22 protein-coding genes are annotated in these 26,436 nt (G+C 65.4%); 16 read left to right on the top strand and 6 right to left on the bottom strand.

What is annotated here, in order from left to right:
• Window positions 1-16: 16 nt before the first annotated feature.
• From ACP5M5_RS01390 to ACP5M5_RS01355, 8 genes are all read left to right on the top strand, one after another.
• Complete coding sequence (locus tag ACP5M5_RS01390) at window positions 17-1,048, top strand: polyprenyl synthetase family protein (protein WP_427935035.1); 1,032 nt, start codon at window positions 17-19, stop codon at window positions 1,046-1,048.
• 7 nt (window positions 1,049-1,055) lie between these two features.
• Entirely contained in the window at window positions 1,056-1,649 is a 594-nt protein-coding gene (locus ACP5M5_RS01385) for a TIGR00730 family Rossman fold protein (RefSeq protein WP_114912144.1), read from the top strand.
• Window positions 1,646-2,029, top strand: a complete 384-nt coding sequence (locus ACP5M5_RS01380) for a helix-turn-helix domain-containing protein (RefSeq protein WP_427935033.1) — start codon at window positions 1,646-1,648, stop codon at window positions 2,027-2,029. The genes ACP5M5_RS01385 and ACP5M5_RS01380 overlap by 4 nt, the downstream gene beginning before the upstream one ends.
• 58 nt (window positions 2,030-2,087) lie before the next feature.
• The gene (locus ACP5M5_RS01375) at window positions 2,088-3,536 is read left to right on the top strand and encodes an MFS transporter (protein WP_427935031.1); all 1,449 of its coding nucleotides are present in this window, start codon (window positions 2,088-2,090) and stop codon (window positions 3,534-3,536) included.
• 102 nt (window positions 3,537-3,638) lie between these two features.
• Window positions 3,639-4,760 carry a serine hydrolase domain-containing protein gene (locus ACP5M5_RS01370; RefSeq protein WP_427935029.1) on the top strand — a complete coding sequence of 374 codons (1,122 nt, stop codon included), beginning with the start codon at window positions 3,639-3,641 and terminating at the stop codon, window positions 4,758-4,760.
• Window positions 4,761-4,853: 93 nt separating this feature from the next.
• On the top strand, window positions 4,854-6,572 hold the full coding sequence (locus ACP5M5_RS01365) for a pyrroloquinoline quinone-dependent dehydrogenase (RefSeq protein ID WP_427935027.1): 1,719 nt from the start codon (window positions 4,854-4,856) through the stop codon (window positions 6,570-6,572).
• An 80-nt stretch (window positions 6,573-6,652) separates the two neighbouring features.
• Entirely contained in the window at window positions 6,653-7,216 is a 564-nt protein-coding gene (locus ACP5M5_RS01360; protein ID WP_427935026.1) for a c-type cytochrome, read from the top strand.
• A gap of 106 nt (window positions 7,217-7,322) precedes the next feature.
• Window positions 7,323-7,937 (top strand): endonuclease/exonuclease/phosphatase family protein, encoded by a 615-nt coding sequence (locus ACP5M5_RS01355; protein WP_427935025.1) that lies wholly within the window; start codon window positions 7,323-7,325, stop codon window positions 7,935-7,937.
• A 7-nt stretch (window positions 7,938-7,944) separates the two neighbouring features.
• On the opposite strand, the gene ACP5M5_RS01350 is transcribed toward ACP5M5_RS01355, so the two are convergent.
• From ACP5M5_RS01350 to trpB, 6 genes are all read right to left on the bottom strand, one after another.
• Entirely contained in the window at window positions 7,945-9,381 is a 1,437-nt protein-coding gene (locus ACP5M5_RS01350; protein ID WP_427935024.1) for a phospholipase D-like domain-containing protein, read from the bottom strand.
• 78 nt (window positions 9,382-9,459) lie between these two features.
• The gene (locus tag ACP5M5_RS01345; RefSeq protein WP_427935023.1) at window positions 9,460-10,125 is read right to left on the bottom strand and encodes a dienelactone hydrolase family protein; all 666 of its coding nucleotides are present in this window, start codon (window positions 10,123-10,125) and stop codon (window positions 9,460-9,462) included.
• Between the two features lie 133 nt (window positions 10,126-10,258).
• Window positions 10,259-11,587: a bifunctional folylpolyglutamate synthase/dihydrofolate synthase gene (locus tag ACP5M5_RS01340; protein ID WP_427935021.1), complete on the bottom strand. Its 1,329-nt coding sequence runs from the start codon at window positions 11,585-11,587 to the stop codon at window positions 10,259-10,261.
• Window positions 11,584-12,438 (bottom strand): acetyl-CoA carboxylase, carboxyltransferase subunit beta, encoded by an 855-nt coding sequence (gene accD, locus ACP5M5_RS01335; RefSeq protein ID WP_114912136.1) that lies wholly within the window; start codon window positions 12,436-12,438, stop codon window positions 11,584-11,586. The genes ACP5M5_RS01340 and accD overlap by 4 nt, the downstream gene beginning before the upstream one ends.
• On the bottom strand, window positions 12,435-13,256 hold the full coding sequence (trpA, locus tag ACP5M5_RS01330; RefSeq protein ID WP_427935020.1) for a tryptophan synthase subunit alpha: 822 nt from the start codon (window positions 13,254-13,256) through the stop codon (window positions 12,435-12,437). Before trpA ends, accD begins: the two co-directional genes overlap by 4 nt.
• Complete coding sequence (gene trpB / locus ACP5M5_RS01325; RefSeq protein WP_427935019.1) at window positions 13,253-14,485, bottom strand: tryptophan synthase subunit beta; 1,233 nt, start codon at window positions 14,483-14,485, stop codon at window positions 13,253-13,255. Before trpB ends, trpA begins: the two co-directional genes overlap by 4 nt.
• Before the next feature lie 359 nt (window positions 14,486-14,844).
• Between trpB and ACP5M5_RS01320 the strand changes: the two genes are divergently transcribed.
• The 8 genes from ACP5M5_RS01320 (at window position 14,845) to odhB (ending at window position 26,432) form a co-directional block, all read left to right on the top strand.
• Window positions 14,845-15,579 (top strand): FkbM family methyltransferase, encoded by a 735-nt coding sequence (locus ACP5M5_RS01320; RefSeq protein ID WP_427935017.1) that lies wholly within the window; start codon window positions 14,845-14,847, stop codon window positions 15,577-15,579.
• A 197-nt stretch (window positions 15,580-15,776) separates the two neighbouring features.
• Complete coding sequence (locus ACP5M5_RS01315; RefSeq protein ID WP_427935016.1) at window positions 15,777-17,582, top strand: M3 family oligoendopeptidase; 1,806 nt, start codon at window positions 15,777-15,779, stop codon at window positions 17,580-17,582.
• Window positions 17,582-18,955, top strand: coding sequence for an ABC1 kinase family protein (locus ACP5M5_RS01310; protein ID WP_427935015.1), 1,374 nt, complete (start codon window positions 17,582-17,584; stop codon window positions 18,953-18,955). The genes ACP5M5_RS01315 and ACP5M5_RS01310 overlap by 1 nt, the downstream gene beginning before the upstream one ends.
• 179 nt (window positions 18,956-19,134) lie before the next feature.
• Window positions 19,135-20,088, top strand: coding sequence for a malate dehydrogenase (gene mdh / locus ACP5M5_RS01305; protein WP_114912130.1), 954 nt, complete (start codon window positions 19,135-19,137; stop codon window positions 20,086-20,088).
• Between the two features lie 5 nt (window positions 20,089-20,093).
• Entirely contained in the window at window positions 20,094-21,290 is a 1,197-nt protein-coding gene (gene sucC / locus ACP5M5_RS01300) for an ADP-forming succinate--CoA ligase subunit beta (RefSeq protein WP_427935014.1), read from the top strand.
• Window position 21,291: 1 nt separating this feature from the next.
• Window positions 21,292-22,167: a succinate--CoA ligase subunit alpha gene (gene sucD / locus ACP5M5_RS01295; protein WP_114912128.1), complete on the top strand. Its 876-nt coding sequence runs from the start codon at window positions 21,292-21,294 to the stop codon at window positions 22,165-22,167.
• A 121-nt stretch (window positions 22,168-22,288) separates the two neighbouring features.
• Window positions 22,289-25,150 (top strand): 2-oxoglutarate dehydrogenase E1 component, encoded by a 2,862-nt coding sequence (locus ACP5M5_RS01290; protein ID WP_427935013.1) that lies wholly within the window; start codon window positions 22,289-22,291, stop codon window positions 25,148-25,150.
• Window positions 25,151-25,184: 34 nt separating this feature from the next.
• Window positions 25,185-26,432, top strand: coding sequence for a 2-oxoglutarate dehydrogenase complex dihydrolipoyllysine-residue succinyltransferase (gene odhB, locus ACP5M5_RS01285; protein ID WP_427935012.1), 1,248 nt, complete (start codon window positions 25,185-25,187; stop codon window positions 26,430-26,432).
• Window positions 26,433-26,436: the final 4 nt, after the last annotated feature.

Genomic DNA, 26,436 nt, shown 5'->3' with positions numbered 1-26,436 from the left:
GAGGTTTTTGGCCACGATGTCCTCCTTACCCGACGCGCCTTTGCCCAACCGTCCCGGCGAGGCCGCGTTGAACACACTCGCGGCCTTGGTGCAAGATGATCTCGAGGCCTGCAACCGCACCATCGTCGCGCGCATGGAGAGCCCGGTCGCGCTGATCCCGACGCTCGCCGCCCATATCGTCGCCGCCGGTGGCAAGCGGTTGCGCCCGCTGCTTACCCTGGCCTCGGCGCGGCTTTGCGGCTATGGCGCGGCGCGCGGCGAAACCCGCCATGTGCAGCTCGCCGCCTGCGTCGAATTCATCCACACCGCGACGCTTTTGCATGATGACGTCGTCGATGAAAGCGCGCTCCGTCGCGGGCTTGCCAGCGCCAACGCGGTGTTCGGCAACAAGGCTTCGGTGCTGGTCGGGGATTTCCTGTTCGCGCGTGCCTTTCAGCTCATGGTCGAGGATGGTTCGCTTTCGGTGCTCGCCATTCTCTCGCAAGCGGCGGCCACCATCGCCGAGGGCGAGGTGCTCCAGCTCATCACCCAGAATGACCTCGCAACCGACGAGGCCCGCTATCTCGACGTGATTCGCGGCAAGACCGCGGCCCTCTTCGCCGCCGCCTGCCAGGTCGGCGCGGTGGTCGCCGGGCGCGAGGCCTCTATCGAGGCGGCGCTCGCGCGCTATGGCATCAATCTCGGCATTGCTTTTCAGCTCGTCGATGACGCGCTCGATTACGCCGCCGATCAGGCCGCGCTCGGCAAGACCGTCGGCGATGACTTCCGCGAAGGGAAAACGACGCTGCCGGTGCTGCTCGCCTATCATGCCGGCGACGCTGCCGAACGCGCCTTCTGGGAGCGCACGATTGCGCAAAACGAACAGACGCCAGAGGATCTGCCGCAGGCGGTCGCCCTCATCGAGCGCCATCATGGAATCGAGGCAACGCTCGCGCGCGCCGAGCGTTTCGCGCACGAGGCGCAAGCGGCGCTCGGCTGCTTTCCGCCCTCGCCGCTCCGCCACGCACTGCACGAGGCCGCGGACTACACGCTTCATCGCGCCCGGTGAGCGGCGGATGGCTGACGCTGCCACCTTCCCCGTATCGCCCTTCAGTGTCGCCGTCTTCTGCGGCTCGCGCCCCGGCCACCACCCCGATTACATGGCGGCGGCGGCAACCCTCGGGCGTGGCCTTGCGCAAGCCGGCCTGCGGCTGGTGTTCGGCGGCGGCAAAGTCGGTCTGATGGGCGCTTTGGCGGACGCGGCGCTTGCCGCCGGTGGCGCGGTGATCGGCGTCATCCCCGATTTCCTGACGCGGCTCGAACTCGCCCACCGCGATGTCAGCGAGCTGGTGATCACCACCAGCATGCATGCGCGCAAGCAATTGATGTTCGATCTCGCCGATGCCTTCGTGGTGCTCCCCGGCGGGCTCGGAACCCTCGACGAGACGGTGGAAATCCTCACCTGGCGCCAGCTTGGCCTGCACGCCAAGCCGGTTCTGCTGTGTGATATCGAGGGCTCGGCCGCCCCGCTCCGGGCGATGATCGAAAGCGCCGTTGCCGCGGGTTTCGCGCCGGAAGCGGCCCTCACGTTTTTCGAGCCGCTCGCCGGCACCGCCGCGATACTGGCGCGGCTCCGCGAACTCGCGAGCGCACCCGGCGCGGCGCGATGACCCCGTTCGGGGCGCGGCTTCGCGAATTGCGCGCGGCGCGTGGCATGACGCTCACTGCGCTGGCCGCTCGCCTTGCGGTCTCGCCTGCCTATCTTTCGGCGCTCGAACACGGCAAGCGCGGCACGCCGAGCCGCGGCCTGGTCCATCAAATCTGCGAGGTTTTCGATCTGATCTGGGACGACGCCGAGGCGCTGGCCAAACTTGCGCGGCTCTCGCGGCCGCGCCCGCGCCTTGACACCGCCGGCCTCAGCCCGGCGCAGACGGCACTCGCCAACCGCTTCGCCGATACCCTCCCGCATCTGTCGCCGGCCACCATCGCCACCATCACCGCCCTGATCGACGCCACGCCTCCCGCCCGGCCACGGCGCCGGCGCGGGTGATGGCTCGGTTGCGCGTGACGCTCTTTGCGCGCGAAACAATGGCAGGCATGCTGCGGTGATGGCCGATCGGAGCGCGCTCGCCGAAACCATGCCGCAAGCCGGGCCGTCGCGCGTCCGTCTTACTGCGATGATCGTCGCTTCGGCGCTCTTCATGCAGAACCTCGACTCGACGGTGATCGCAACCGCATTGCCGGCGATGGCGCGGGCCTTCGGTGCCGATCCCGTGCATATGAGCGCGGCATTGACCTCCTATCTTCTCAGCCTCGCGGTGTTCATCCCCGCCAGCGGCTGGATGGCCGACCGCTTCGGCGCCCGCACGGTGTTCCGCGCTGCGATCGCCGTCTTCACCGTCGGCTCGGCCCTTTGCGGCCAGGCAAACGGACTGGGCTTCCTGATCGCCGCCCGCATCCTCCAAGGCGCCGGCGGCGCGATGATGGTGCCGGTCGGGCGGCTTTTGCTGCTCCGGACGGTCGCGAAATCGGAGCTGGTCGCGGCGATGGCGTGGCTCACCGTGCCGGCGATGATCGGCCCGGTGATCGGCCCGCCACTCGGCGGTTTGATGGTGAGCTATGCCTCTTGGCGCTGGATTTTTTATATCAACGTGCCGATCGGCATTATCGGCATGGTTTTGGCCAGTCTCTTCATTGCCGATGTGCGCGAGGAAACGCCCGAGAAATTCGACGGCATCGGCCTACTCCTCAGCGGGATTTGCCTCGCCGCCATCATGGCCGGGCTCGAGAGTCTCGGGCGCGGCCTGATTTCGGCGAGCGCCTCGCTCGCGTTGATCTTCGCCGGCGCCGGCGCCGGTCTTCTCTATCTCCGCCATGCGCGGCGCACTCCGCGCCCGGTGCTCGATCTCTCGCTGTTTGCGATTCCAAGTTTCGGGCTTTCGGTTGCCAGCGGCACGCTGTTTCGGATCGGCGTCGGCGCGGTGCCGTTTCTATTGCCGCTGATGATCCAGATCGGCTTCGGCCGCTCGGCCGCGGCGAGCGGCGGTATCACGTTCGCCGCCGCCGCCGGCGCGCTGGTGATGAAGCCCGCAACCCAAGGGGCGCTGCGGCGTTTCGGCTTTCGCGCAACCCTGATCTGGAATGGCGTGCTCGCCGTGGTTTTTCTCGGCGCGACCGCAGCCCTTCGCCCCGGCTGGCCGCTGGCCGCGATCTATGCGCTGCTCCTCCTCGGCGGTCTCTTCCGCTCGCTGCAATTCACCGCGTATAATACCCTCGCTTATGCCGATATTCCGCGCTCGCGGATGAGTGCGGCGACCAGCCTCTACTCCACCATTCAGCAATTATCGCTCACCTTTGGTGTTGCGTTCGGGGCGGCGATATTGGAGATCGGTCGGGCCGTCGGCGGGCACGAGGCGCCAACACTCGGCGATTTTTCCTGGGCCTTTCTCGCCGTTGCCGCGGCCTCCGGCCTCGGCCTGATCTTCGCCGCCCGCCTCGCGCCTGATGTCGGGGCGGAAATGAGCGGGCATGGCTCTGGCGGGCGAGGAAAAGCGTGATAAATGAAAAATTGTTCTTTTTTGAAAAAAAAGAACCAAAAAACTTTTGTCCCGTGGCACCGCTGGAACCGGGACTTTAGACGATGAAGGGAGAAAAGCCTGATGAAAGCCTTTCCGCTGCCAGAAGCCAACCCAGCCGAACTTGGTTTTGCCGCCGCCCCGCTCGCGCGGCTTGACGCGCTGATCACCCGCCACATCGCCGAAGGCCGCTATCCTGGCGCACAGATCGCCCTTGCCCGCCGCGGCAGGCTGGTGCTGTGCAAAACCTATGGCGACGCCAGCCTCGCGCCGAGCCGGCAAGCCGCGCGCGACGATACGCTCTGGCTGCTATTTTCCAACACCAAGATTCTCACCATGGCGGCGATCTGGAGCCTGATCGAGGAAGGCGCGATCTCTATCAATGACCCGGTTGCCGAGTATATTCCCGAGTTCGCCGCCCGCGGCAAAGGCGCGATCACCTTGTTTCAGCTCGCAACCCACCAAGCAGGCTTCCCCTCGGCCAATGTCTCACGTGAGGCCTGGGCCGATCACGCCCGGATGCGCGCCGATGTCTGCGATTTTTCGCTGGAATGGACGCCGGGCTCGCGCGTTCACTACCACGGCAGGAGCGCCCATTTCACCCTCGCGATGGTGATCGAGGCAGTGACGGGACGCGATTACCGCGACGAAATCCGTGACCGGGTGATCGCGCCGCTCGGCCTCGGCGACGAGCTTTTCGTCGGCGTGCCAGAGAAACATCACGGGCGCTGCGCCGATATCCATGGCCCCGAAGGCAGCGAGGTGCCGGGCGAAAACACCGCCGCCTTCCGCGCCGCCGGTCTGCCGGGAAGCGGCGGGTACGGCACCGCCCGCGCCATGGCGGCGTTTTACCAGATGATGCTCGGCGGCGGGCGGCTCAATGACGTGCGGCTGTTCTCACCTCGGCTGGTCGATTTCGTCACCCGCGACTTCACCGGCGACCGCGGCGATGACGGGATGGCCGGCATCAGCATGCATCGCGGCCTCGGCCCCCATTCGCGTGGCCTGCAACCGCTGATCCGCGGGCTTGGTAGCCTCGCCCACCCCGCTTGCTTCGGCCATGGCGGGGTCGGCAGCTCCTATTGCTGGGGCGATCCGGCGAGTGGCGTCTCCTTCGCCTATGTCACCAATTTCGTCGCCCCCGACCCCTGGCACTCGGCGCGGCTCGACCGTATCAGCAATCTCGTCCACGCCGCGATCGACTGAAACTATTGTTCGATCGAAAAGTATCTGTTCCTCTCACGCTGGCGTTGTGCTTCTATCGCGGAATAATCAACACGCGGCAACGGAGGAGGAAACATGTCGATCGGAAACCCGCGCATCTCCGGGGGGGTGGCCTTGGCTGCCCTGCTCGCCTTGGGCGCCAGTTGGGCCACTGGCGCCCGCGCTGATGAGGTCAACCGGGGCACGCTGTATGGCAATATGACCACAGCGACACAGGATCTTCTCAATCACGCCGGTCAGGACGCCAATAATTTTCTCATGACGAATGGGGATTACACGCAAAAGCGTTATTTCCCCAATCGTCAGATCAACACCATGAACGTACGCCATCTGCATCCGGCGTGGATTTTCCAAACCGAGGTCAAGGAGACTCAGGAAACCTCGCCGATCGTCGTCGACGGCGTGATGTACGTCACCACCGCCTTTGATCATGTCTACGCGCTCGATGCCCGCACCGGCACCGAACTCTGGCACTATAAGCAACCGCTCGGGCCGATCACCACCTATTGCTGCGGGCCAAATAACCGCGGCGTCGCCGTCTATGGCAACATGGTTTATCTCGCGACCCTCGATTCGAAACTCGTCGCCCTCGATGCGAAGACCGGCAAACTCGCCTGGCAGAGCGATATCGCCGACCCCGAACTCGGCTATAGCGAAACCATGGCGCCGACGGCCGTCGACGGCAAAATCCTCATCGGCACCAATGGCGGCGAATACGGCATCCGCGGCTTCGTCAAGGCGTTCGACGCCAAGACCGGGAAACTGATGTGGACCTTCAGCACCATCCCCGATAACACGGTCGGCGTTTGGGCGACCAAGGACGCGACCGGGCAGGATCTACATCGCGACATCGCCGCCGAGAAAGCGGCGCTCGCCAAACTCGGCGATCCCGCCAAGACGCTCGGCGGCGGCGTGTGGCAGAACCCCTCCGTCGATCTCGCCAACCGGCGAATCTATTTCGTGGTCGGCAATCCCTCGCCCGATCTCGACGGCGCGCCGCGTCCGGGTGATAATCTCTATACCGACAGTCTGGTCGCCCTTGATCTCGATACTGGCAAATATGTTTGCCATTTCCAATACGTCCCGCACGATGTTTGGGATCTCGACTCGACCAGCCCGACCGTTCTCGCCGACGCCAAAAATGAAACCGGCGCGACGGTGCCGGCGGTACTGCACGCCGGCAAAACCGGCTTCGTTTATGTCAACGACCGCAAGGATTGCCATCTGATCCGCTTCTCGGAAGCGATGGTGCCGCAGGAAAACATGTTCGCGCTGCCCACCCCCGGGGTTGGCACGCGCATGCTGCCGGGTGCCAATGGCGGCGTCGAATGGTCGCCGATGGCGGTCGATCCGACGCTCAACCTCGCCTACGCGATCAATCTCCATCAGCCGATGCACTACATGGTGAAATCGGCGGCCTATCCGGAAGGCAAACTTTGGCTCGGCGGCGCCTTCACCGTCATCCCGGAGGAGGAGCAGTGGGGCAACGTCACCGCGGTGGACTACAACACCGGTAAAATCCGCTGGCAGGTGAAGACCGCGCAGCCGATGATCGGCGGCATTCTGGCAACCGCTGGCGGCCTCGTCTTCACCGGCGAAAGCAACGGCTTCTTCAAGGCCTATGATTCGAGCAGCGGCGCCGAACTCTGGCGCTTCCAGGCCGGCGCCGGGGTGAATGCGCCGCCGAGCGGCTATACCGTCGAAGGCCGCGAATACATCGTCGTCGGCGCCGGCGGCAACGCTCAGGTCGACGCCAAGCGCGGCAACAACATCATCGCCTTCACCCTTGATTGATCTCTTGCCCTGACGATCAGGCGGGCGGGACCGGCAAGGGTCTCGCCCGTTTTTCTGTTAACGAAACGAGATGACTGTCGATGCCGACCTGGATCTTCGCGATTTTTTCTTTTCTTGCTGTCATTTCCACCGCCCACGCCGACGGTATCGCCGAGAAGGCGACGCTTTGCGCCTCCTGCCACGGCGAGAACGGCGTGCCGGTGGACCCAAAAGTACCAGTGATCTGGGGCCAGAACGCCGGCTATCTCTATATCGAATTGCGTGATTTCAAGCGCGGCGCGCGCGCGAGCGAGATGATGGCGCCGATGGTCGCCGATATGTCACGCGATGACATGATGGCGCTCGCCGAGTATTTCTCGAAAAAGCCGTGGCCCAACCTCGGCCAGAAGCCGGCCAGCGCGGCCATTGCCGAGCGCGCCGAGACCGTTGCCAATTCCGCCCAGTGTTCGCAATGCCATCTCGCCGGTTTTCTCGGCGCGAGTTCGGTGCCGCGTGTCTCGGACCAGAGTTTTGACTATCTCCTGGCGACGCTGGAGGCCTTCCGCTCCGGGGCCCGCGCCAATAACGCTTGGATGACCGACCTGATGAAAGCCTACTCCGGCGACGACATCAAAGCCCTCGCCACCTATCTCGCCGGGCTTTGAACCTTGGCGCCGCTATTTTTCTCTCGTCTCGGCCGCCGCCGGTAGCAATATCTTCACGCAATTGCCATTTTATTGTGGGTGCAAGATGCGTTAGCGGTTACCTGACATGAAAATCATCAGCTGGAATTTGCTGCGCCTGAAGGGCGCCTCCCTCGCCGATGTCGAGGCGCTGATCCGGCGCGAGCGGCCGGATGTCCTGCTGATGCAGGAGGCGACGGCGGCCATCGACCCGCTTCCGGATGAAATCGGTGGGTATTATGCCCGCACCCCGCTTCCCGAGCGCATCCATGGCCTTGCGGTCTGGAGCCGGGCGCCCCTGCCGCAGCCGCCGCGCCTGCTCTCGCTGCCCGCCGGCAGCATCGTCAAACGCATCAGCCAGATCATCGAGTTCGGTGATTTCGCCCTCGCCAATGTGCATCTCTCGCATGGCCAGGTCTTGAACCGCCGCCAGCTTCGCCGTATCGCCGCCGCGTTGCCGCCCGCGGCCGCTGTGCTCGGCGATTTCAACCTGATCGGGCCGGCCTGGCTGCCGGGATTCCGTGACGTCGGGCCACGCCAGCCGACCCATCGCGCCGGCGACGTGCTGCCGCTCCGCATCGATCGCTGCCTGGTCCGCGGCCTGATCGCTGCCGCCCCGGCGGTTTTGGGCCGGGGCGCTTCCGATCATCACCCGATCGTGATCCACCTCCACCGCGCCAGCGCTTTCGCCGCCGCGGCGTGAGATTTCCTTACAAATAGGGCAGCAAAAGCCTCGCCGCGGCATTGCGGAGGCGGATCGGCAGCGGACTGGCGGCGATCTCCTCGCTCGTGATGCGTGGCCCGCGGCACGCCGTCATGTGGGCGCCAAGGGTCGCCGCGAGATCGTCGTGGAAGACCTCCATGTTCAGCTCGAAATTGAGCCGGAAGCTGCGCATGTCCCAATTCGCACTGCCGATCAGGCACCAGACGCCATCCACCACCATCATTTTCGAGTGATCGAACGGCGCCGGGTTGCGCCAGATCCGCACCCCGTCGTCGAGTAAGGGCTTGATATTGGCAGCACTCGCCCAGTCCACCAGCCGGTGATTGCTCCGCGCCGGCACGACGATATCAACGCCAACCCCCCGCAGCGCCGCCAGCGCCAACGCCGTCACCAGCCGCTCGTCGGGGAGGAAATAAGGGGTCATGATGGCGATCGAGCGTTGTGCGCAGGCAATCGCCTGCAACACCAGCAGCTCGATCTTCTCAACATCCTCATCCGGGCCCGACGTCACCACCCGCGCCACCGCCTCGCCTCTCGCATCCGGCGTCGTGAACCAGGCCGGCCCCTCCAACTCCTCGCCGGTCGCGAACGCCCAATCATCGGCGAAGGCTTCGACGAGCTGCGCGAGAACGGGTCCGGCGACGGCGAAATGGGTATCGCGCACCGGGTGGCGCGGATGGCGGGCGACGAGGTTCTCTGCGCCGATATTCATGCCGCCGGTGAAACCGTGCCAGCCATCGATGAGCAGCATTTTCTTGTGGCTGCGCAAATTGAGAAACGGCATCCGCCATGGCAGCGGCGAGTGCAGGAACCGCGCGACCCGAACCCCGGCACGGCGCAGCCGACGATAGGCGGGAGAGATGAAATAGCCGCTGCCGACACCATCGAGCAGAACCCGGACAATGACCCGGCGCGCCCGCGCCGCGATCAGCGCCTCGATGATCGGCCCGCCCGCCTCATCGTCACGCAGGATATAGGTCGAAAGTGCGATCGAGTGGCGCGCCCCGGCGATCGCCGCCAGCATCGCCGGATAGGCCTCATCACCGTTCCGCAGCATCGTGATGGCATTGCCGGCAACCGTCGCGCGCCGGGTCAGGTGACGCGCGGCACGCTCCAGAGGCGCGAGATGATCCTCGCGCGGTGATCCCGCCGGCACATCGCGCGGGATCGCGCGCGGCCCATCGCGCAGCCCCCGCGCCCGCCGCTGCACGCGGTTGATGCCAAACACCAGGTAAACGACACCCCCCGGCAACGGCGAAAACCAGACGAGGCCGATCCAGCCGATCGCGGCGCCGACATCGCGCTTGGTGAGCAGGATATGAAGGCTGAGCGCGAGCGCGACGACGAGGCCGAGCGGCGCCAGGATCTGGGCGCGGATCAGCCCGAACAGCGCCGCGAGCCAATAGGCCTCGTCACCGAACATCGCGGCATGCCTCGAAAGATGCCATCAGTGGGGAAAGCGCTTCTTTTTTGAAAAAAGAAGCAAAAAACTTGTCCTTGGTCAGATGAGGTGTTCCGCGAAAAAGGCGAGGCTGCGATGGAGTGCGATCTCATTGGCGCGCGCATTGAAGCTCGCTCGCGCCTCACAGCCAAAACCATGTCCCGCGCCCTGATAGATATAGACGGGGATTTCGGGGTGGCGCGCCTTGATCGCCTCGACATCGGCGAGCGGAATGCCCTTGTCCTCGGCGCCGAAATGGAGTTGCACCGGGCAATGCGGCGTCTCCTCCCGCGCCGCCGCGATGCCGCCGCCATACCAGCCGATCGCGGCTTTGAAGGCGTGGCTCCGAGTGGCGCCGAGCCAGGCGATGGTGCCGCCCCAGCAATAGCCGATGATCCCGGTTGGGCGCGGCGCCAGCGCCGCCGCCGCGGCCTCGATGTCGCGCAACACCGCCGCCTCGTCGATCGGCGCGCGGAGGGCCAAGCCGCGCTGGACATCGGCCTCGCTGTAGCCGAGTTCGACGCCGCGCTCGACCCGGTCGAACAAAGCCGGCGAGACCACTCGATAGCCATAGCCAGCGAGTTCGTCGCACACACGCCGCATATGCGCATTCACGCCGAAAATCTCCTGCACCACCACAAGCCCGCGCGCCGCCTTGGCGTCCCCCGCGGAATAGGCCTGGAAATGGTGGCCGCAGGATGCGGTCAATTCGATCATTTCACCCATCATCGTCTCCTTCTGATTGTGATCGCCGCGCGGTCAGCCCTTGCGGGGTCAGCGGCGGGCCACCGGGCGCGTCAGTGTTCATGTTCGTTTCTCTCCCTCGCCTCGAAAAACACCAGGCTGTGCGCCCCCGGTTTCAGGCCGGCGAGAGGGCTTCCGGGGCGCTCGCTTGCCGCAGTACCTCGCCGGCGAGGTAGAGACTACCACATATGAGCACCCGCGCCGACGGGCCATCTTTGGGCAGGCGATGCAGCGCCTCGGCGACACTGCCGCCGGGACGGGCGCGGCCACCCGAGGCGGCAACGATCGCCGGGATCGGCATCGCGAGATGCTGCCCCGGCTCGGCAACCGCCAGCACCGAGGCGGCATGGGGCAGCAACGGGCGGAGGAACTCGGCGGCGTCCTTGCTCTGTTTCATGCCGATGATTAGATGCACCGGTCGATCCCCCCACGCGCGCCCGAGATGCTCGGCGAGTGCGACGCCGGCGCCAGGGTTATGCCCGCCATCGAGCCAAAGCTCCCAATCCTCGGGGAGCAGGCCGGCGAGCCCGCCGGCGAGGCGTTGCAAACGGGCCGGCCATTCGGCACTGGCGAGCCCGGCGGCGATGATGTTCTCCGGCCAGCGAAAGCCGGCGGCACGCAAAGCGGCGATCGCGATGCCGGCATTGTCGATCTGAAACCGCCCAGGAAGATGCGTTGGCAACGACAGGGCGAAGTGATCGCCGCGATCGGCGAAGCGCCAGCCGCCAGCGTCCACCGATGCCGTCCAGTCCCGCCCGCGCGCGGCGAGCGTGGTGCCGGCGCGACGGGCGGCGGCCTCGAGCACCGCGCGCACCTCCGCCGCTTGCGCGCCGGTCACCGCCGGGGCGCCGGGTTTGATGATCCCGGCTTTCTCGCCGGCGATGGCGGCGAGCGTGTCGCCCAGAAATTCGCGATGATCGAGCGAGATCGAGGTGATGGCCGAGGCCGCCGGGGCGGGAATGACATTGGTCGCATCCGCGCGGCCGCCGAGGCCGACCTCGATCACCGCGAGGTCGGCAGGAATCGCGGCAAACAGCAGGAATGCCGCCGCGGTGATGACCTCGAACACGGTGATCGGCGCGCCGGCATTCACCCGCTCCACCTCTTCGAGGGCGGCGAACAGCTCGGCATCGCTCGCGAGCCGGCCGGCAAGCCGCACCCGTTCGTTGAAACGCACCAGATGCGGCGAGGTATAGACATGAACAGCAAGCCCGGCGGCCTCGGCGATGGCGCGGGTGAAAGCGGCGGTGCTGCCCTTGCCGTTGGTGCCGGCGATATGGATTACCGGCGGCAGCCGGCGCTCGGGATGGCCGAGCCCGGTGAGCAGCCTCTCAAGCCGCCCGAGGCTGAGATCGATCAGCGTTGGGTGCAGCGCGTGTAGCCGTGCGACGATCGGCGAAAGCGCCGGACCGTAACCCGGCTCGGGCGGCGGAAATCCTTTCACGCGGCCTGCTTTCGGGTCAGCAGGCCGATCAACCGGGCGAGCGTTTCCTTCATCTCGGCGCGCGCCACCACGGCGTCGAGAATGCCATGCGCCAGAAGATATTCGGCACGCTGAAACCCTTCGGGCAGTTTTTCCCGCACCGTTTGCTCGATGACGCGCGCCCCGGCGAAGCCGATCAAGGCGCCCGGCTCGGCGATCTGAACGTCACCGAGCATCGCGAAGCTCGCGGTGACGCCGCCGGTGGTGGGATCGGTGAGGACGGTGATGAAGGGAAGTCCCGCGTCCTTGACCTGTCGCGCCGCGATCACTGTCCGCGGCATCTGCATCAGGCTGATCGCGCCCTCCTGCATCCGCGCCCCGCCGGAGGCGGTATAGATGATGAGCGGCGCATGCTGCAGCACCGCAAGGCGGGCAGCGGCGACAATCCCCTCGCCAACCGCCGCCCCCATCGAGCCGCCCATGAATTCGAACGCCATCGCCGCGACCACCGCTTTGTGCCCGGCGATGCTGCCGTGGGCGACGAGCAGCGCATCCGTCAGGTGGGTTTTCTCGCGCGCCTCTTTGAGGCGATCAGTATAGCGCTTGCTGTCGCGAAAGCGCAGCGGATCGGCGGGAACCTTCGGTAGTTCGATGCGCGTGCCACCGTCATCGAGCGTCCAGGCGAGGCGCTCGGCGGCGCTCGCGCGCATGTGGTGGCCGCAATGCGGGCAGACCTTGAGATTGCGTTCGAGATCGCGGCGAAACACCATCTGTTCGCAGGCCGGGCATTGGTGCCAGAGATTGTCCGGGATCTCCCGCCGCCCGAGCAGGGTGCGGATTTTCGGGCGGACGAATTCGGTGATCCAGTTCATCGCCGCACCTCCCGGATCGCCCGCGCGATCGCGCGCACCTGATCGAGCACACGCACAACCGTATCCGGCCCAGCCCGGCCATCTTGGAGACTGGCCGCCAGGGTTTCGATCAAGGCGGAGGCGACGACGGCGGCATCGGCGATGCCGACCGCTGCCGCCGCTTGCGCCGGGGTTTTGACGCCGAAGCCGATCGCGATCGGCAGATCGGTCGCGCGCCGGATCGGCGGCATGGCGGCGGCGAGATCGGCGATGGCGGCGCTTCTGGTGCCGGTGATGCCGGCGATGCTGACATAATAGACGAAGCCACCAGCGCCAGTGAGGACGTGCGACAGGCGCTTCGCATCGGTGGTCGGCGCGACCAGGCGAATGATATCGAGGCCGGCGCGGGCCGCGTCGGGCGCGAGCAGGTCGGCCTCCTCGGGCGGCAGATCGACGATGATCAACCCATCGACGCCGGCGGTGGCGGCATCGGTGCAAAACCGCGCCTCGCCATAGGCGAGGATGGGGTTGAGATAGCCCATCAGGATCACCGGCGTCGCCGCGTCATGCGTGCGAAAGGCGCGCACCATGGCGAGCACGCCGGCAAGCGTCGCCCCGGCCTTGAGCGCGCGCTGGCCGGCTTCCTGGATGATCGGCCCGTCGGCCATCGGGTCGGAAAACGGCATGCCGATCTCGATCAGATCGGCGCCGGCCGCCGGCATGCCCTCCAGAATCGCCTGGCTGGTCGCGCGATCCGGGTCGAAGGCTTCGAGAAAGGGGATGAAGGCGCCGCGCCCCTCGGCGCGGAGGGCAGCGAATCGGGCGGCGATGCGGCTCACGGCAGTTCCTCAAGGCCAGCGCCGGCACCGAGATGGCGGGCGACAGTGAAAATGTCCTTGTCACCGCGGCCGGAGAGATTGACGACGATGACGCCGCCCGGCCCGATCTCGGGGGCGAGCTTGGTCAGATACGCGAGCGCGTGCGCCGTCTCGAGCGCCGGGATGATGCCCTCGGTCTGGGTGCAGCGCTGAAACGCGGCCAAAGCCTCGTCATCGGTGACGCTGACATAGGTGACGCGCCCGCTCTCGAACAGAAACGCATGCTCGGGGCCGATGCCGGGATAGTCGAGCCCGGCGCTGATGCTGTGCGCCTCCTCGATCTGCCCGTCTTGCGATTGCAACAGATAGGTGCGGTTGCCGTGCAAAACGCCGGGCTGGCCACGCTCCAGGCTCGCCGCGTGCTCATTTGTGTCGAGCCCGCGCCCCGCCGCCTCGACCCCGATCAAGCGCACCGCTTCGTCATCGAGAAACGTGTGGAAAAGGCCCATCGCGTTGGAGCCGCCGCCGACGCAGGCGAGCGCGGCGTCCGGCAGCCTGCCTTCGGCGGCGAGGATCTGGGCGCGGGTCTCGGTGCCGATCACTGATTGGAAATCGCGCACCATCATCGGATAAGGGTGCGGCCCGGCGACGGTGCCGATGAGATAATAGGTGTCGTTCACATGGGCGACCCAGTCGCGCAGCGCCTCGTTCATCGCGTCCTTGAGGGTCGCCGACCCTGAGGTGACCGGGCGTACCTCGGCGCCGAGCAGGCGCATGCGAAAGACATTGGGTTTCTGCCGCTCGACATCGACAGCGCCCATATAGATCGTGCAAGGCAGGCCGAACAAGGCGCAGACCGTCGCGGTCGCGACGCCGTGCTGGCCGGCGCCGGTCTCGGCGATGATGCGGGTCTTGCCCATGCGGCGGGCGAGCAGGATCTGACCCAGGCAGGAATTGATCTTGTGCGCGCCGGTGTGGTTCAGATCCTCGCGCTTGAAATAGATTTTGGCGCCGCCCAAAGCCGCCGCAAGCCGCTCGGCCGGCCAGAGCGGACTCGGGCGGCCGACATAATCGCGCAGATAGCGGTCGAGTTCCGCCTGAAACCCGGGGTCGTCGCGGGCGGCGCGATAGGCGGCTTCGACCTCGAGAATGAGAGGCATCAGCGTCTCGGCGACGAAGCGCCCGCCGAAAGAGCCGAAACGGCCGCGCGCATCGGGCCCGGCGCGGAGAGAATTGGCGAAATGGCGCACGATCAGGCGTTCCCTAAAACTTCCTCTCCCGCTCATAGCGCAGCCTGGAATGGCCGTCACGCCCGGCGCGCGCCAGAGAGCCGAGAATTTGTTTCTTCCCGTGAAGGTTTTCGTTAGGATTTTGCGACTAGCCTGATGACGCCGCAAAATCGCGGTGCGCGCCGAGCCCCGGCCAAGGGCCGCCCAGGAGATCCCTAGGAAATTCGATGTCGGAAAACCCGTCGGACAGCCAACCCCCCGAATCCCAACCCCGAGAAACCCGGTCCCAGGAAACCCAACCCACAAACCCTCAACCAGAGAGAGCCCCGCCGCCCGCCGCCGGCTTTGCGCCGGCACGGCCGCTTTCCTTTACCCTCATCGTGCCGACGGTTTATGGCCAGATGCTGGTCAACCGCAACGACATCAACCAAACCAACGCCCTGTTCAAAACCGGCCAGGCGATCGACCATCCCGAAATCGAGCTGCTCGCGACCATCCTCAGCCTCGCCCCGCCGGATCCGATCGTCGTCGATGTCGGCGCCAATATCGGCACGTACACGCTGCGCCTGGCCGCCGTCGCCGGGCCGCGCGGGCGGGTGCATTGCTTCGAGCCGCAGCGCATCCTCTGCAACATGATCGCCGGCAGCACCGTGCTCAACGGGCTCACCAACGTGATCTGCCACACCATGGCGGTCGGCGCGCGTGAAGGGGCATTGGAGGTGCCGCAGTTTGACTACCATCGCCCGCTCAATTTCGGCAGCATCGAGTTCGGCCCCGAGCAGCGCGAACCGCTCGACCAGCCGCGCGGCCATGACCCCTTGCTCCGCGAATTCGTGCCCGTCACCACGCTCGACCGGTTCGGCTTCACCCGCCTCGATCTGATGAAAATCGACGCCGAGGGCATGGAGGACGATGTGCTCACGGGCGCGACCGAGACCATCAAGCGCTGCCGGCCGGTGCTCTATGTCGAATTCCAGAAATCTGATTATGTCGCGCTCAAGACCCGACTCCAGGGCCTCGGCTACACGCTTTATCCGGTGCAGATGAATTTCCTCGGCGTGCCGGCGGAACTGAGCCAGCGCTTCTCAGTCCGCGGCATCGCGCCGGTGAGTTGAGACAATGGTGAATTGAGGCAATAAGGCGCGCAAGCCGATGGCGTGAGACATCGGCCAGCGTCGTCGCTCGGCCGGAAAATCATTTTTGGGAAATGCCCGCCCGGCGCCCGATCAGCCTTGCCATCGGCGAGACCCTTTGACGTCCCCCCGCGATCGCTTACATCGAGGGGTATCAAATGCAACGAGGTCACCCGCCGATGCCCGGCTCCCTGCCCGACCGCGCCGCCGAAAAACCGGCCGCCGATACCGCACTGCCCTCCTGGGATCTTGGCGATCTCTATGAAAGCCCGGAAAGCCCGGCGATCGAGGCCGATCTTGCAGCCGCCGAAAAGGCGGCAAAGGCGTTCGAAAGCGCCCATGCCGGGCGTCTTGCCACGCTTTCGGGCGAGGCGTTGGCGGCCGCGATCGCGGCCTATGAGCAGATCGAGGAGCAGCTCGGCCGCCTCGTCTCCTATGCGCAACTGCATTTCGCCACCTGCGCCACCGACGCCGAGCGCGGCCGCTTCTATCAGACCATCACCGAACGGGTGACGGCGATCAGCAGCCATCTGCTGTTCTTCACCCTGGAGCTGAACCGGCTCGATGAGGCGACGCTCTCGGCCAAATACGCCGCCCCAGCGCTTGCCCGCTGGCGCCCATGGCTCGATGATTTGCGCGTCTTCCGGCCGCATCAGCTCTCCGACGAGCTGGAAAAATTGCTGCATGAAAAAGAAGTTACCGGCCATGCCGCGTGGAGCCGGCTGTTTGACGAGACGATCGCCGGCTTGCGTGTGCCGCTCGATGGCGAGGAACTCACGGTCAACGCGGCGCTCGAAAAACTCTCCGATCGCGATCGCGCCGTGCGGAAAGCCGCGGCCGGCGCGATCGGTGCCGTCTTTTCCCAGCATATCCGTCTTTTTTCTTTCATTACCAACACGCTCGCCAAGGACAAGGAGATCATCGACACCTGGCGCCGCTATCCCGAGCCGTGGAGCGCGCGCAACCGCGCCAACATGGTCGAGGACGAGGTGGTGGCGGCCCTGGAAGAGACGGTGACGGCGGCCTACCCGCGCCTTGCCCATCGCTATTACGCGCTCAAGGCGAAATGGCTTGGGCTCGAGACATTACAGCATTGGGACCGCAACGCCCCGCTCCCTGAGGATCATGACCGCGAAATCCCGTGGCCGGAGGCGACGCGCCGCGTGCTCGACGCCTACGGCGCGTTCTCACCCGAACTCGCGGCGGTGGCGCGGCCGTTCTTCGAGCGCCCCTGGATCGACGCGACCCTCCGCCCCGGCAAAGCCGGCGGCGCCTTCGCTCACCCGACGGTGCCCTCCGTGCATCCTTATCTCCTTCTCAATTATCATGGCCGCACCCGCGATGTCATGACGCTCGCCCATGAACTCGGCCATGGCGTGCATCAGGTTCTGGCCGGCGGCCAAGGCTATCTGCTCGCCAATACGCCGCTGACGCTCGCCGAAACCGCGTCGGTGTTCGGCGAGATGCTGACCTTCCGCGCCCTTCTTGCCGCCGAGACCGATCCGGCGCGCAAGCGGGTGATGCTGGCGGCGAAGGTCGAGGACATGCTCAATACGGTGGTGCGGCAGATCGCCTTTTATCGCTTCGAGAAAAAACTGCATCTCGCCCGGCGTAAAAGCGAGTTGTTGCCGGACCAAATCGGCGAACTCTGGCTTGAGGTCCAGCGCGAAAGCCTCGGCCCGGCCTTTGAATTCAGCGAAGATTATAGTGTGTTCTGGGCCTACATTCCCCATTTCATTCACACGCCGTTCTATGTTTATGCTTATGCTTTCGGAGATTGTTTGGTGAATGCGCTCTATGGCGTGTTCGAGGACGGGCATCCCGGATTCGCCGCGAAATATCTCGATCTGCTGCGCGCCGGCGGCAGCAAGCGGCATCGCGCGCTGTTGGCGCCGTTTGGCTTGGACGCCGCCGATCCGGCGTTTTGGCGCCGCGGCACCGAGGTCATCGCCGGCTTCATCGATCAGCTCGAGGCGATGGGCTGATGGCCGATCGCCCCGAAGCCGCCAGACGGCATGACGGCGCGACGCTGTTTGGCGAGGTCAAGCGCATGGCGCGGACTTCGGGTGCCGTCGGCGGCATCGCCGCGCGCCTCGCCGGGGCGCGGATGTTTGGCCTCCGCACCGATCGCGCTGCCCATGCCGAGGATCTCAAGGTGCTGCTCGGTGGGCTCAAAGGGCCGCTGATGAAGGTCGCGCAATTCCTCTCCACCGTGCCCGATGCGTTGCCCGCCGAATACGCCGCCGAACTCGCCGAATTGCAGGCCAACGCGCCGCCGATGGGCCGAGCTTTCGTGCGCCGGCGGATGGAGAGCGAACTCGGGCGGGACTGGCGCAGCCGATTCATGGTGTTCGAGGAGGACGCGGCGGCGGCCGCGAGCCTCGGCCAGGTGCATCGCGGAACCCTGCCGGATGGCCGCCAAGTTGCCTGCAAGCTGCAATACCCTGACATGCCGAGCACGGTGGAGGCTGATCTCCGCCAGCTCAAGCTCGCGATGGCGATTTATCACCGCATGGATAACGCCATTCGCCAAGGCGACGTCTATCTCGAGCTCGCCGAGCGATTGCGCGAGGAGCTGGACTACCGGCGTGAAGCCGCGCAGATGCGGCTTTATCAGCGGATGCTGGCCGGTGAGCCGGCGGTGCACGTGCCCGAGCCGATCGCCGGCTATTGCACCGAGCGCCTGCTCACCATGACCTGGCTCGATGGTCAGGGTCTGATGCGCTGGCTTGCCGACGACCCGCCGCAGGAGGCACGCAACCGGGTCGCGGAGGCGCTGTTTCGCGCCTGGTATGTGCCGCTCTATCGCTATGGCGTCATTCACGGCGACCCGCATCTCGGCAATTACCAGGTTGCCGGCGATGGCGGCGTCAATCTGCTCGATTTCGGCGCGATCCGGGTGTTCCCAGCGCGTTTCGTGCGCGGCGTGATCGACCTTTATGAGGCGGTGCGTGACAATGACGAAGACCGCGCCCATGCCGCTTACGCCGCTTGGGGATTTACCGACGTCACCCGCGAAAAACTCGAAATCCTCAATCTTTGGGCGAAATTTCTCTATGAGCCGCTGATGCAGGACCGCGCCCGGCGGATCCAGGAGACCAATGATACGCAATTCGGCCGCGCCGTCGCCGAGCAGGTGCATGCCGGATTGCAGCGCACCGGCGGGGTCAAGCCGCCGCGCGAATTCGTGCTGATGGACCGCTCGGCGATCGGGCTCGGCAGCGTATTTTTGCGCCTCGGCGCCGAACTCAACTGGTATCGGATGTTCCAGGATCTGATCGCCGATTTCGACACCGATCGCCTCGCGGCGCGCCAGGCGGCGGCGCTGGCCGAAGCCGGCGTTCCCACGACGACCTGACCCGCTCCCCAGCCCCCCTTCCCCCGCCTCTCCCGCTCACGGTCTTGCGCGCGGGCGAGACCTTGCCGCTCGGCGGGGGATGGGTTAGCAACATTCGCCTTTCGGGGCGGCGCCGTCTGGGGGGACTGGCCTTGGGCGGTGTGCGCCGCGCATGTTCCACCCTCATTTGGAAGACAGCCATGGCCCGCAACAAGATCGCCCTGATCGGCGCCGGCAATATCGGCGGCACCCTTGCCCATTTGATCGGCCTCAAGGAACTCGGCGACGTCGTTTTGTTTGACGTCTTCGGCGGGGTCGCGGCCGGCAAGGCGCTCGATCTCGAGCAATCCGGCCCGGTCGAAGGATTTGACGCGGTAATGACCGGGGGGTCAGACTATGCCGCGATCGCCGGCGCCGATGTCGTCATCGTCACCGCCGGCTTCCCGCGCCAGCCCGGCATGTCGCGCGATGATCTCGTCGCCAAGAATGCCGGCGTCATCGCGACCGTCGCTGAGGGGATCAAGACCTATTGCCCCGGCGCCTTCGTCATCGTCATCACCAATCCGCTCGATGCCATGGTCGGGGTCATGCAGCAGAAATCCGGCCTGCCGCATGCGCGCGTCGTCGGCATGGCGGGAGTGCTCGATTCCGCGCGCTTCCGGCTGTTCCTCGCCCGTGAATTCAACGTCTCGGTCGAAGACGTGACGGCCTTCGTGCTCGGCGGCCATGGCGATTCGATGGTGCCGCTGGTGCGCTATTCCGCGGTCGCCGGCATCCCGGTCCCCGATCTGATCAAGATGGGGTGGACGACGAAGGAGAAGATCGACGCCATCGTCACCCGCACCGCCAATGGCGGCGGCGAGATCGTGAAATTGCTTGAGAAAGGCAGCGCGTTTTATGCCCCGGCCTCCTCGGCGATTGCCATGGCCGAGAGCTATCTCCGCGACAAGAAGCGGGTGCTGCCTTGCGCTGCCTGGCTCGATGGCCAGTATGGCATCAAGGGGCTTTATGTCGGCGTGCCGGTGGTGATCGGCGCCGGCGGGGTCGAGCGGGTGGTCGAGATCGAGCTCAACGCCGAGGAGCGCGCGGCGTTCGAGAAATCCTGCGCCGCGGTGCGGGAACTGGTCGAAGCCTCGCGCAAGCTGGTGGGCTGAGCGCGATGAACATCCACGAATATCAGGCGAAGGAACTGCTGCGCCACTATGGCGTCGCGGTGCTCGCGGGGCACGTCGCCTGGACTGCCGAGGAGGCGGAAGCGGCGGCGGCGAAGCTTTCCGGCCCCGTCTATGTGGTGAAGGCGCAGATCCACGCCGGCGGCCGCGGCGCGGGCCACTTCGCCGACGATCCGGCCGGCAAGGGCGGTGTGCGGCTGGCGCGCTCGCCCGAGGAGGCGCGCAAGATCGCTGGCCAGATGCTCGGCCACACCCTGGTGACGAAGCAGACCGGGCCGGCCGGGCGCAAAGTCCATCGCGTCTATATCGAACAGGGCTGCGATATCGCGCGTGAGCTTTATCTCTCGTTTCTCGTCGATCGCGACAGTGGCCGGGTGGCGATGATGGCGTCCCGTGAAGGCGGGATGGAGATCGAGGAGGTCGCGGCGCACCATCCCGAAAAGATCCTGACGGTGACGATCGATCCGGCGAGTGGATTCTCTTCTTTCCATGCCCGCAAGCTCGCCTATGGGCTCGGCCTCGCCGCCAAGGAGATCGGCGCCTTCGGCCGCTTCGCGCAAGCGCTTTACCGTGCTTTCGTCGAACTCGATTGCGGCATCATCGAGATCAATCCGCTGGTGGTGACCGGAGGCGGCGAGGTGGTTGCCCTCGATGCCAAGATCAGCTTCGACGACAACGCTCTCTTCCGCCACCCCGATCTCGAAAAACTCCGCGATGAGGATGAGGAAGACCCGAAGGAGCGGGAGGCCGCGCGCCACAGCCTCAATTACGTGGCGCTCGACGGCACCATCGGCTGCATGGTCAATGGCGCCGGGCTCGCCATGGCGACCATGGACATCATCAAGCTCTATGGCGCGGCGCCGGCGAATTTTCTCGATGTCGGCGGTGGCGCGACCAAGGAGCGGGTGACGGCGGCGTTCAAGATCATCCTTTCCGACCCGCATGTGGAGGGAATTCTGGTCAATATCTTCGGCGGCATCATGCGCTGTGACGTGATCGCCGAGGGCGTGGTTGCGGCGGCGCGCGAGGTTGCGCTCAGCGTGCCGCTGGTGGTGCGGCTCGAAGGGACAAATGTGCAACTCGGCAAGGAAATTCTCGCCAAATCGGGCTTACCCATCATCGCTGCCGATAATCTTGCCGATGCCGCCGAGAAGGTGGTCAACGCCGTGAAGGAGGCCGCCTGACATGGCTGTTCTCGTCGATGCCGAAACCCGTGTCATCACCCAAGGTTTCACCGGCGCCCAAGGCTCGTTCCATTCCGAGCAGGCGATCGCCTATGGCACCAAGATGGTCGGCGGGGTAACGCCGGGAAAAGGTGGCGGGACGCATCTCGGCCTGCCGGTCTTCGATACTGTCGCCGAGGCGGTCGCGGCGACCGGGGCGAGCGCGTCGGCGATCTACGTGCCGCCGCCTTTTGCTGCGGATGCGATTCTGGAAGCGGCCGATGCCGGCGTGCCGCTCATCGTCTGCATCACCGAGGGGATTCCGGTGCTCGACATGGTGCGCGTCAAGCGGGCGCTTTCGGGAAGCCGATCGCGGCTGATCGGCCCAAACTGCCCCGGCGTGATCACCCCGGAGGCGTGCAAGATCGGTATCATGCCGGGGCATATCCATCGTCGCGGCCGGATCGGCATCGTCTCGCGCTCGGGCACGCTCACCTATGAGGCGGTGGCGCAGACCACGGCGGCCGGGCTTGGCCAGTCGAGCTGCGTTGGCATCGGCGGCGATCCGGTCAAGGGCACCGATTTCATCGAAGTGCTGGAGATGTTCCTCGCCGATCCCGAAACCCAGGCGATCATCATGATCGGTGAGATCGGCGGCCAGAGCGAGATTTTGGCCGCGGAATTCCTCGCTCGCGAAAAAGTGAAAAAGCCAGTGGTCGGCTTCATCGCCGGCGCGACGGCACCGCCGGGCCGGCGCATGGGCCATGCCGGGGCGGTGATCAGCGGCGGGCGCGATACCGCGGCGGCCAAGATGGCGGCGATGCGCGAGGCTGGGATCCATGTCGCGGAAAGCCCGGCAGCGCTCGGCAGCACCATGATCCGCGCCTTGGGGGGCTGAGCGCATCGATGCGTCAGGTGCATAGCTAGGGCAGTAAAATTGCACCGGACGCAAGTCATACTTAAGTCATATATGCTCTCTATGGGTCGATAACGGCCAGATCAGGAGCAGGGACAATCACATGGCAGGCGTCGATCTTCTCGCCAGTGCGTTTAATGGCGCGAATGCAAGTTTCATCGCCGATCTCTACGCCAAATGGGTGGCCGATCCGGGGGCGGTCGATCCCAGTTTCGCGGAGCTTTTCGCCTCTTTGAACGATGAGGCGCGGGCGGTCCTGACCGACGCGATGGGCGCTTCCTGGGCGCCGCGCCATTATGATGCCGGCGATGGCGAGGCGCCTGCGCCGCCGTCCTCCCCTGGCGCGAGTGCGGCGGAGATTCGCAAGACCGCGGAAGACAGTCTCCGCGCCCTGATGATGATCCGCGCCTATCGGGTGCGTGGCCATCTCGAAGCACAGCTCGACCCGCTCGGCCTGCACGTGCCCAAGCCTCATCCCGAACTCGACCCGGCGAGTTATGGCTTCACCGAGGCCGATTACGACCGGCCGATTTTCATCGATTACGTACTCGGCCGCGAAACCGCGACCATCCGCGAAATCGTCACCATCCTGCGCGAGACCTATTGCGGCCCGATCGGGGTCGAGTTCATGCATATCCAGGATCCGGATCAAAAATCCTGGATCCAGCGCCGGATCGAGGGCGCGCCCTGGCGCGACGGCCTCGCGCCCGAGGCGCGCGTTCAGGTTTTGCGTGAACTCACCGAGGCGGAGGGGTTCGAGACTTTCTGCCAGAAGAAATATGTCGGCACCAAGCGCTTCGGCCTCGAGGGCGGCGAGGTGACGATCCCGGCGCTGCACACCATCATCACCACCGCCGCCGAACAGGGGGCGAACGAGATCGTCATCGGCATGCCGCATCGCGGTCGCCTCAACACCCTCGTCAATGTGGTGAAAAAACCCTTCACCGCGGTGTTCAGCGAGTTCGGCGGCAATGGCGCCAATCCCGATGACGTGCAGGGCTCGGGCGACGTCAAATATCATCTCGGCACCTCGACCGATCTCGAGATCGCTGGGCGGTCGCTGCATCTCTCGCTGCAACCCAATCCCTCCCATCTCGAAGCGGTCGATCCGGTGGTGGTGGGCAAGGTGCGGGCGCGCCAGGACATGGCGGGCGATACCCTCCGCCGGCGTTCGGTGATGGGTATTCTCGTGCATGGCGATGCCGCCTTCGCCGGCCAAGGCTTGGTTTACGAGACCCTGGCGATGAGCCAACTGATCGGCTATCGCACCGGCGGCACCGTGCATGTCGTCGTCAACAACCAGATCGGCTTCACCACGGTTCCGGCGCACGCTTATTCCGGGCTCTATTGCACCGATGTCGCGAAATCGGTGCAGGCGCCGATCCTGCACGTCAATGGCGACGATCCCGAAGCGGTAGTCTATTGCGCTCGCCTCGCCGCCGAATTCCGTATGGCGTTCGCCGCCGACATCGTGATCGACATCGTCTGTTACCGCCGCCATGGCCACAATGAAACCGACGAGCCGGCCTTCACCCAGCCGCTGATGTACAAAGCCATCCGCGCCCAGAAAACCACTCGCACCCTCTATGCCGAACGCTTGGTGCAGGCCGGCGTACTCACCGCGAAAGAGGCGGCGGCGATGGCCGATGCTTTCGCCGCCGAACTCGAAGCGGCGCAGGCGGCGGCGCAATCCTTCAAGCCCAACAAGGCCGATTGGCTCGAAGGCCATTGGTCGGGACTCAAACAGGCCGACGAACGCGAGGAATGGGCGGAAGAGGCAACGGCGGTCGATAAGGAGACGCTGAAGACCATCGGCCACGCGCTCGCCCACGTGCCGGAAGGGTTCGACGTCAACCCCAAGATCGCGCGCCAACTCGAGGCCAAGCGCGAGATGATCGAGAGTGGCGAGGGGATCGACTGGGCGACCGGCGAGGCGCTCGCCTTCGGCAGCCTGCTGCTGGAAGGGCATCGCGTTCGTCTCTCGGGCGAGGATTGCCAGCGCGGCACCTTTAGCCAGCGCCATGCGGTGCTGATCGATCAGACCAATCAGCACGAATATGTGCCGCTCAATAACATCGCGCCCGATGACGGGCAGGCGAAAATCGAGATCTATAACTCGCTGCTCTCGGAAGCCGGGGTGCTCGGCTTCGAATATGGCTATTCGGTCGCCGATCCGCACACCCTGGTTTTGTGGGAAGCGCAGTTTGGTGATTTCGCCAATGGCGCGCAGGTGATCATCGATCAATTCCTCGCGTCGGGGGAAATGAAATGGCTGCGCATGTCGGGCCTCGTCTTGCTTTTGCCCCACGGCTATGAAGGCCAGGGGCCGGAGCATTCCTCGGCGCGGCTCGAACGCTATTTGCAGCTCTGCGCAGAGCGCAACATGGCGGTGTGCAATCTGACGACACCGGCGAATTACTTTCATGCGCTGCGCCGCCAGCTCAAGCGCAATTTCCGCAAGCCGCTGGTGTTGATGACGCCGAAATCGCTGCTCCGGCACAAGCTCGCGGTCTCCTCGCTCGCCGATATGAGTGCGGGCAGCCAGTTCCAGACCGTGATTGGTGAGATCGATCCGATCGCCAAGCCCGACGAGGTGCGCCGCGTGGTGCTGTGCAGTGGCAAGGTCTATTATGATCTCTTGGCGGCGCGGCGGGAACGCGGAATCGAGGATATCGCCATCCTCCGGCTCGAACAGCTCTATCCTTTCCCGAAACTCACGCTTCCGAAGCTGCTCGCGCCTTATCGCCGCGCGGAAATCGTCTGGTGCCAGGAAGAACCGATGAATATGGGGGCCTGGTGCTTCGTCGATCGGCGCATCGAATGCGTGCTCGAGGACATCAAAGGGAAGGCGAAACGGCCGCGCTATGTCGGGCGCGACGAAGCGGCGAGCCCGGCGACTGGCCTTGCCAAAGTGCACGCGGCACAACAGGCGGCGCTGGTCGACAAGGCGCTCGCAAAAGCCTAATCAGCGGAAAACGAAGTCAGGACGAGGAATGGCGATGCCGACGGAAATCAAGGTGCCGCAGCTTGGCGAAAGCATCACCACCGCGACCCTGGCGCGCTGGCTCAAGCACAAAGGCGACGCCGTCGCGGCGGATGAGCCGCTGGCGGAACTGGAAACCGACAAGGTGACGGTGGAGGTGAACGCGCCTTCGGCCGGCGTGCTCGCCGAGATCGCCGTCGCCGAGGGGGACGAGGTCGAGGTCGGCGCCGTGCTCGCAACATTGACCGAAGGCGGCGGCAAGGCGAAGCCGGAGGAACGTCCGGCGGCGAACCCGAGCGGCGGCGTCAATCCGCCGCCGCGCCCCTCGGGCCCGGTTGCACGCCCGGCGGCTGCACCGCCGCCAGCGCAGGCTGCGGCGACGCACGCAGCGCTGCCGGCGGCCGCGAAATTGATGGCCGAAAACAAGGTGACCGCCGCGCAGATCGGCGCCGGCGCCGGCAAGGGTGGGCGCATCACCAAGGGGGACGTGCTCGCTTTCCTCGAAAACGGCGCGGCGGCGCCGAAAGCGGCCCCCGCGGCAAAGGCGCCACGCGAACTCGACGCCGGCGAGGAGCGCGTGCGCATGACGCGCCTTCGTCGCACCATCGCTCAGCGCCTGAAGGACGCGCAAAACAACGCCGCCATGCTCACCACCTTCAACGAGGTGGATCTCTCCGCGGTGATCGCATTGCGCAACGAATACCGTGACGCGTTCGAGAAGAAACACCAGGGCGCGCGGCTCGGTTTCATGTCCTTTTTCGTCCGCGCCGCCATCGTCGCTCTGCAGGAATTTCCCGCCGTCAACGCCGAGATCGATGGCGATGACATCATCTACAAGCATTACGTGCATATGGGGATCGCGGTCGGCGGCCCGAACGGTCTCGTCGTGCCGGTGATCCGCAACGCCGATCGCATGGGTTTTGCCGAGATCGAGAAAGCGATCGCCGATTTCGGGAAGCGTGCCCATGCCGGCACCCTCAAGCTCGAAGAACTCACCGGCGGCAGTTTCAGCATCACCAACGGCGGCGTCTATGGGTCGCTGATGTCGACGCCGATCCTCAATCCGCCGCAATCGGCGATTCTTGGGATGCACAAGATCCAGGAACGGCCGGTCGCGATCGCCGGCAAGATCGAGATCCGCCCGATGATGTATCTCGCCGTGTCCTACGATCATCGTATCGTCGACGGCAAGGAGGCGGTCTCGTTCCTGGTGCGGATCAAGGAAAGCATCGAGGACCCGCGCCGCCTGCTTTTGGATCTTTGAGATC

The organism is Acidibrevibacterium sp., from assembly GCF_049965395.1.
Taxonomy (GTDB): Bacteria; Pseudomonadota; Alphaproteobacteria; order Acetobacterales; family Acetobacteraceae; genus Acidibrevibacterium; species Acidibrevibacterium fodinaquatile.
The sequence above is the reverse complement of the archived record's forward strand: the minus strand, read 5'-3'. Positions and strand labels throughout refer to the sequence as shown.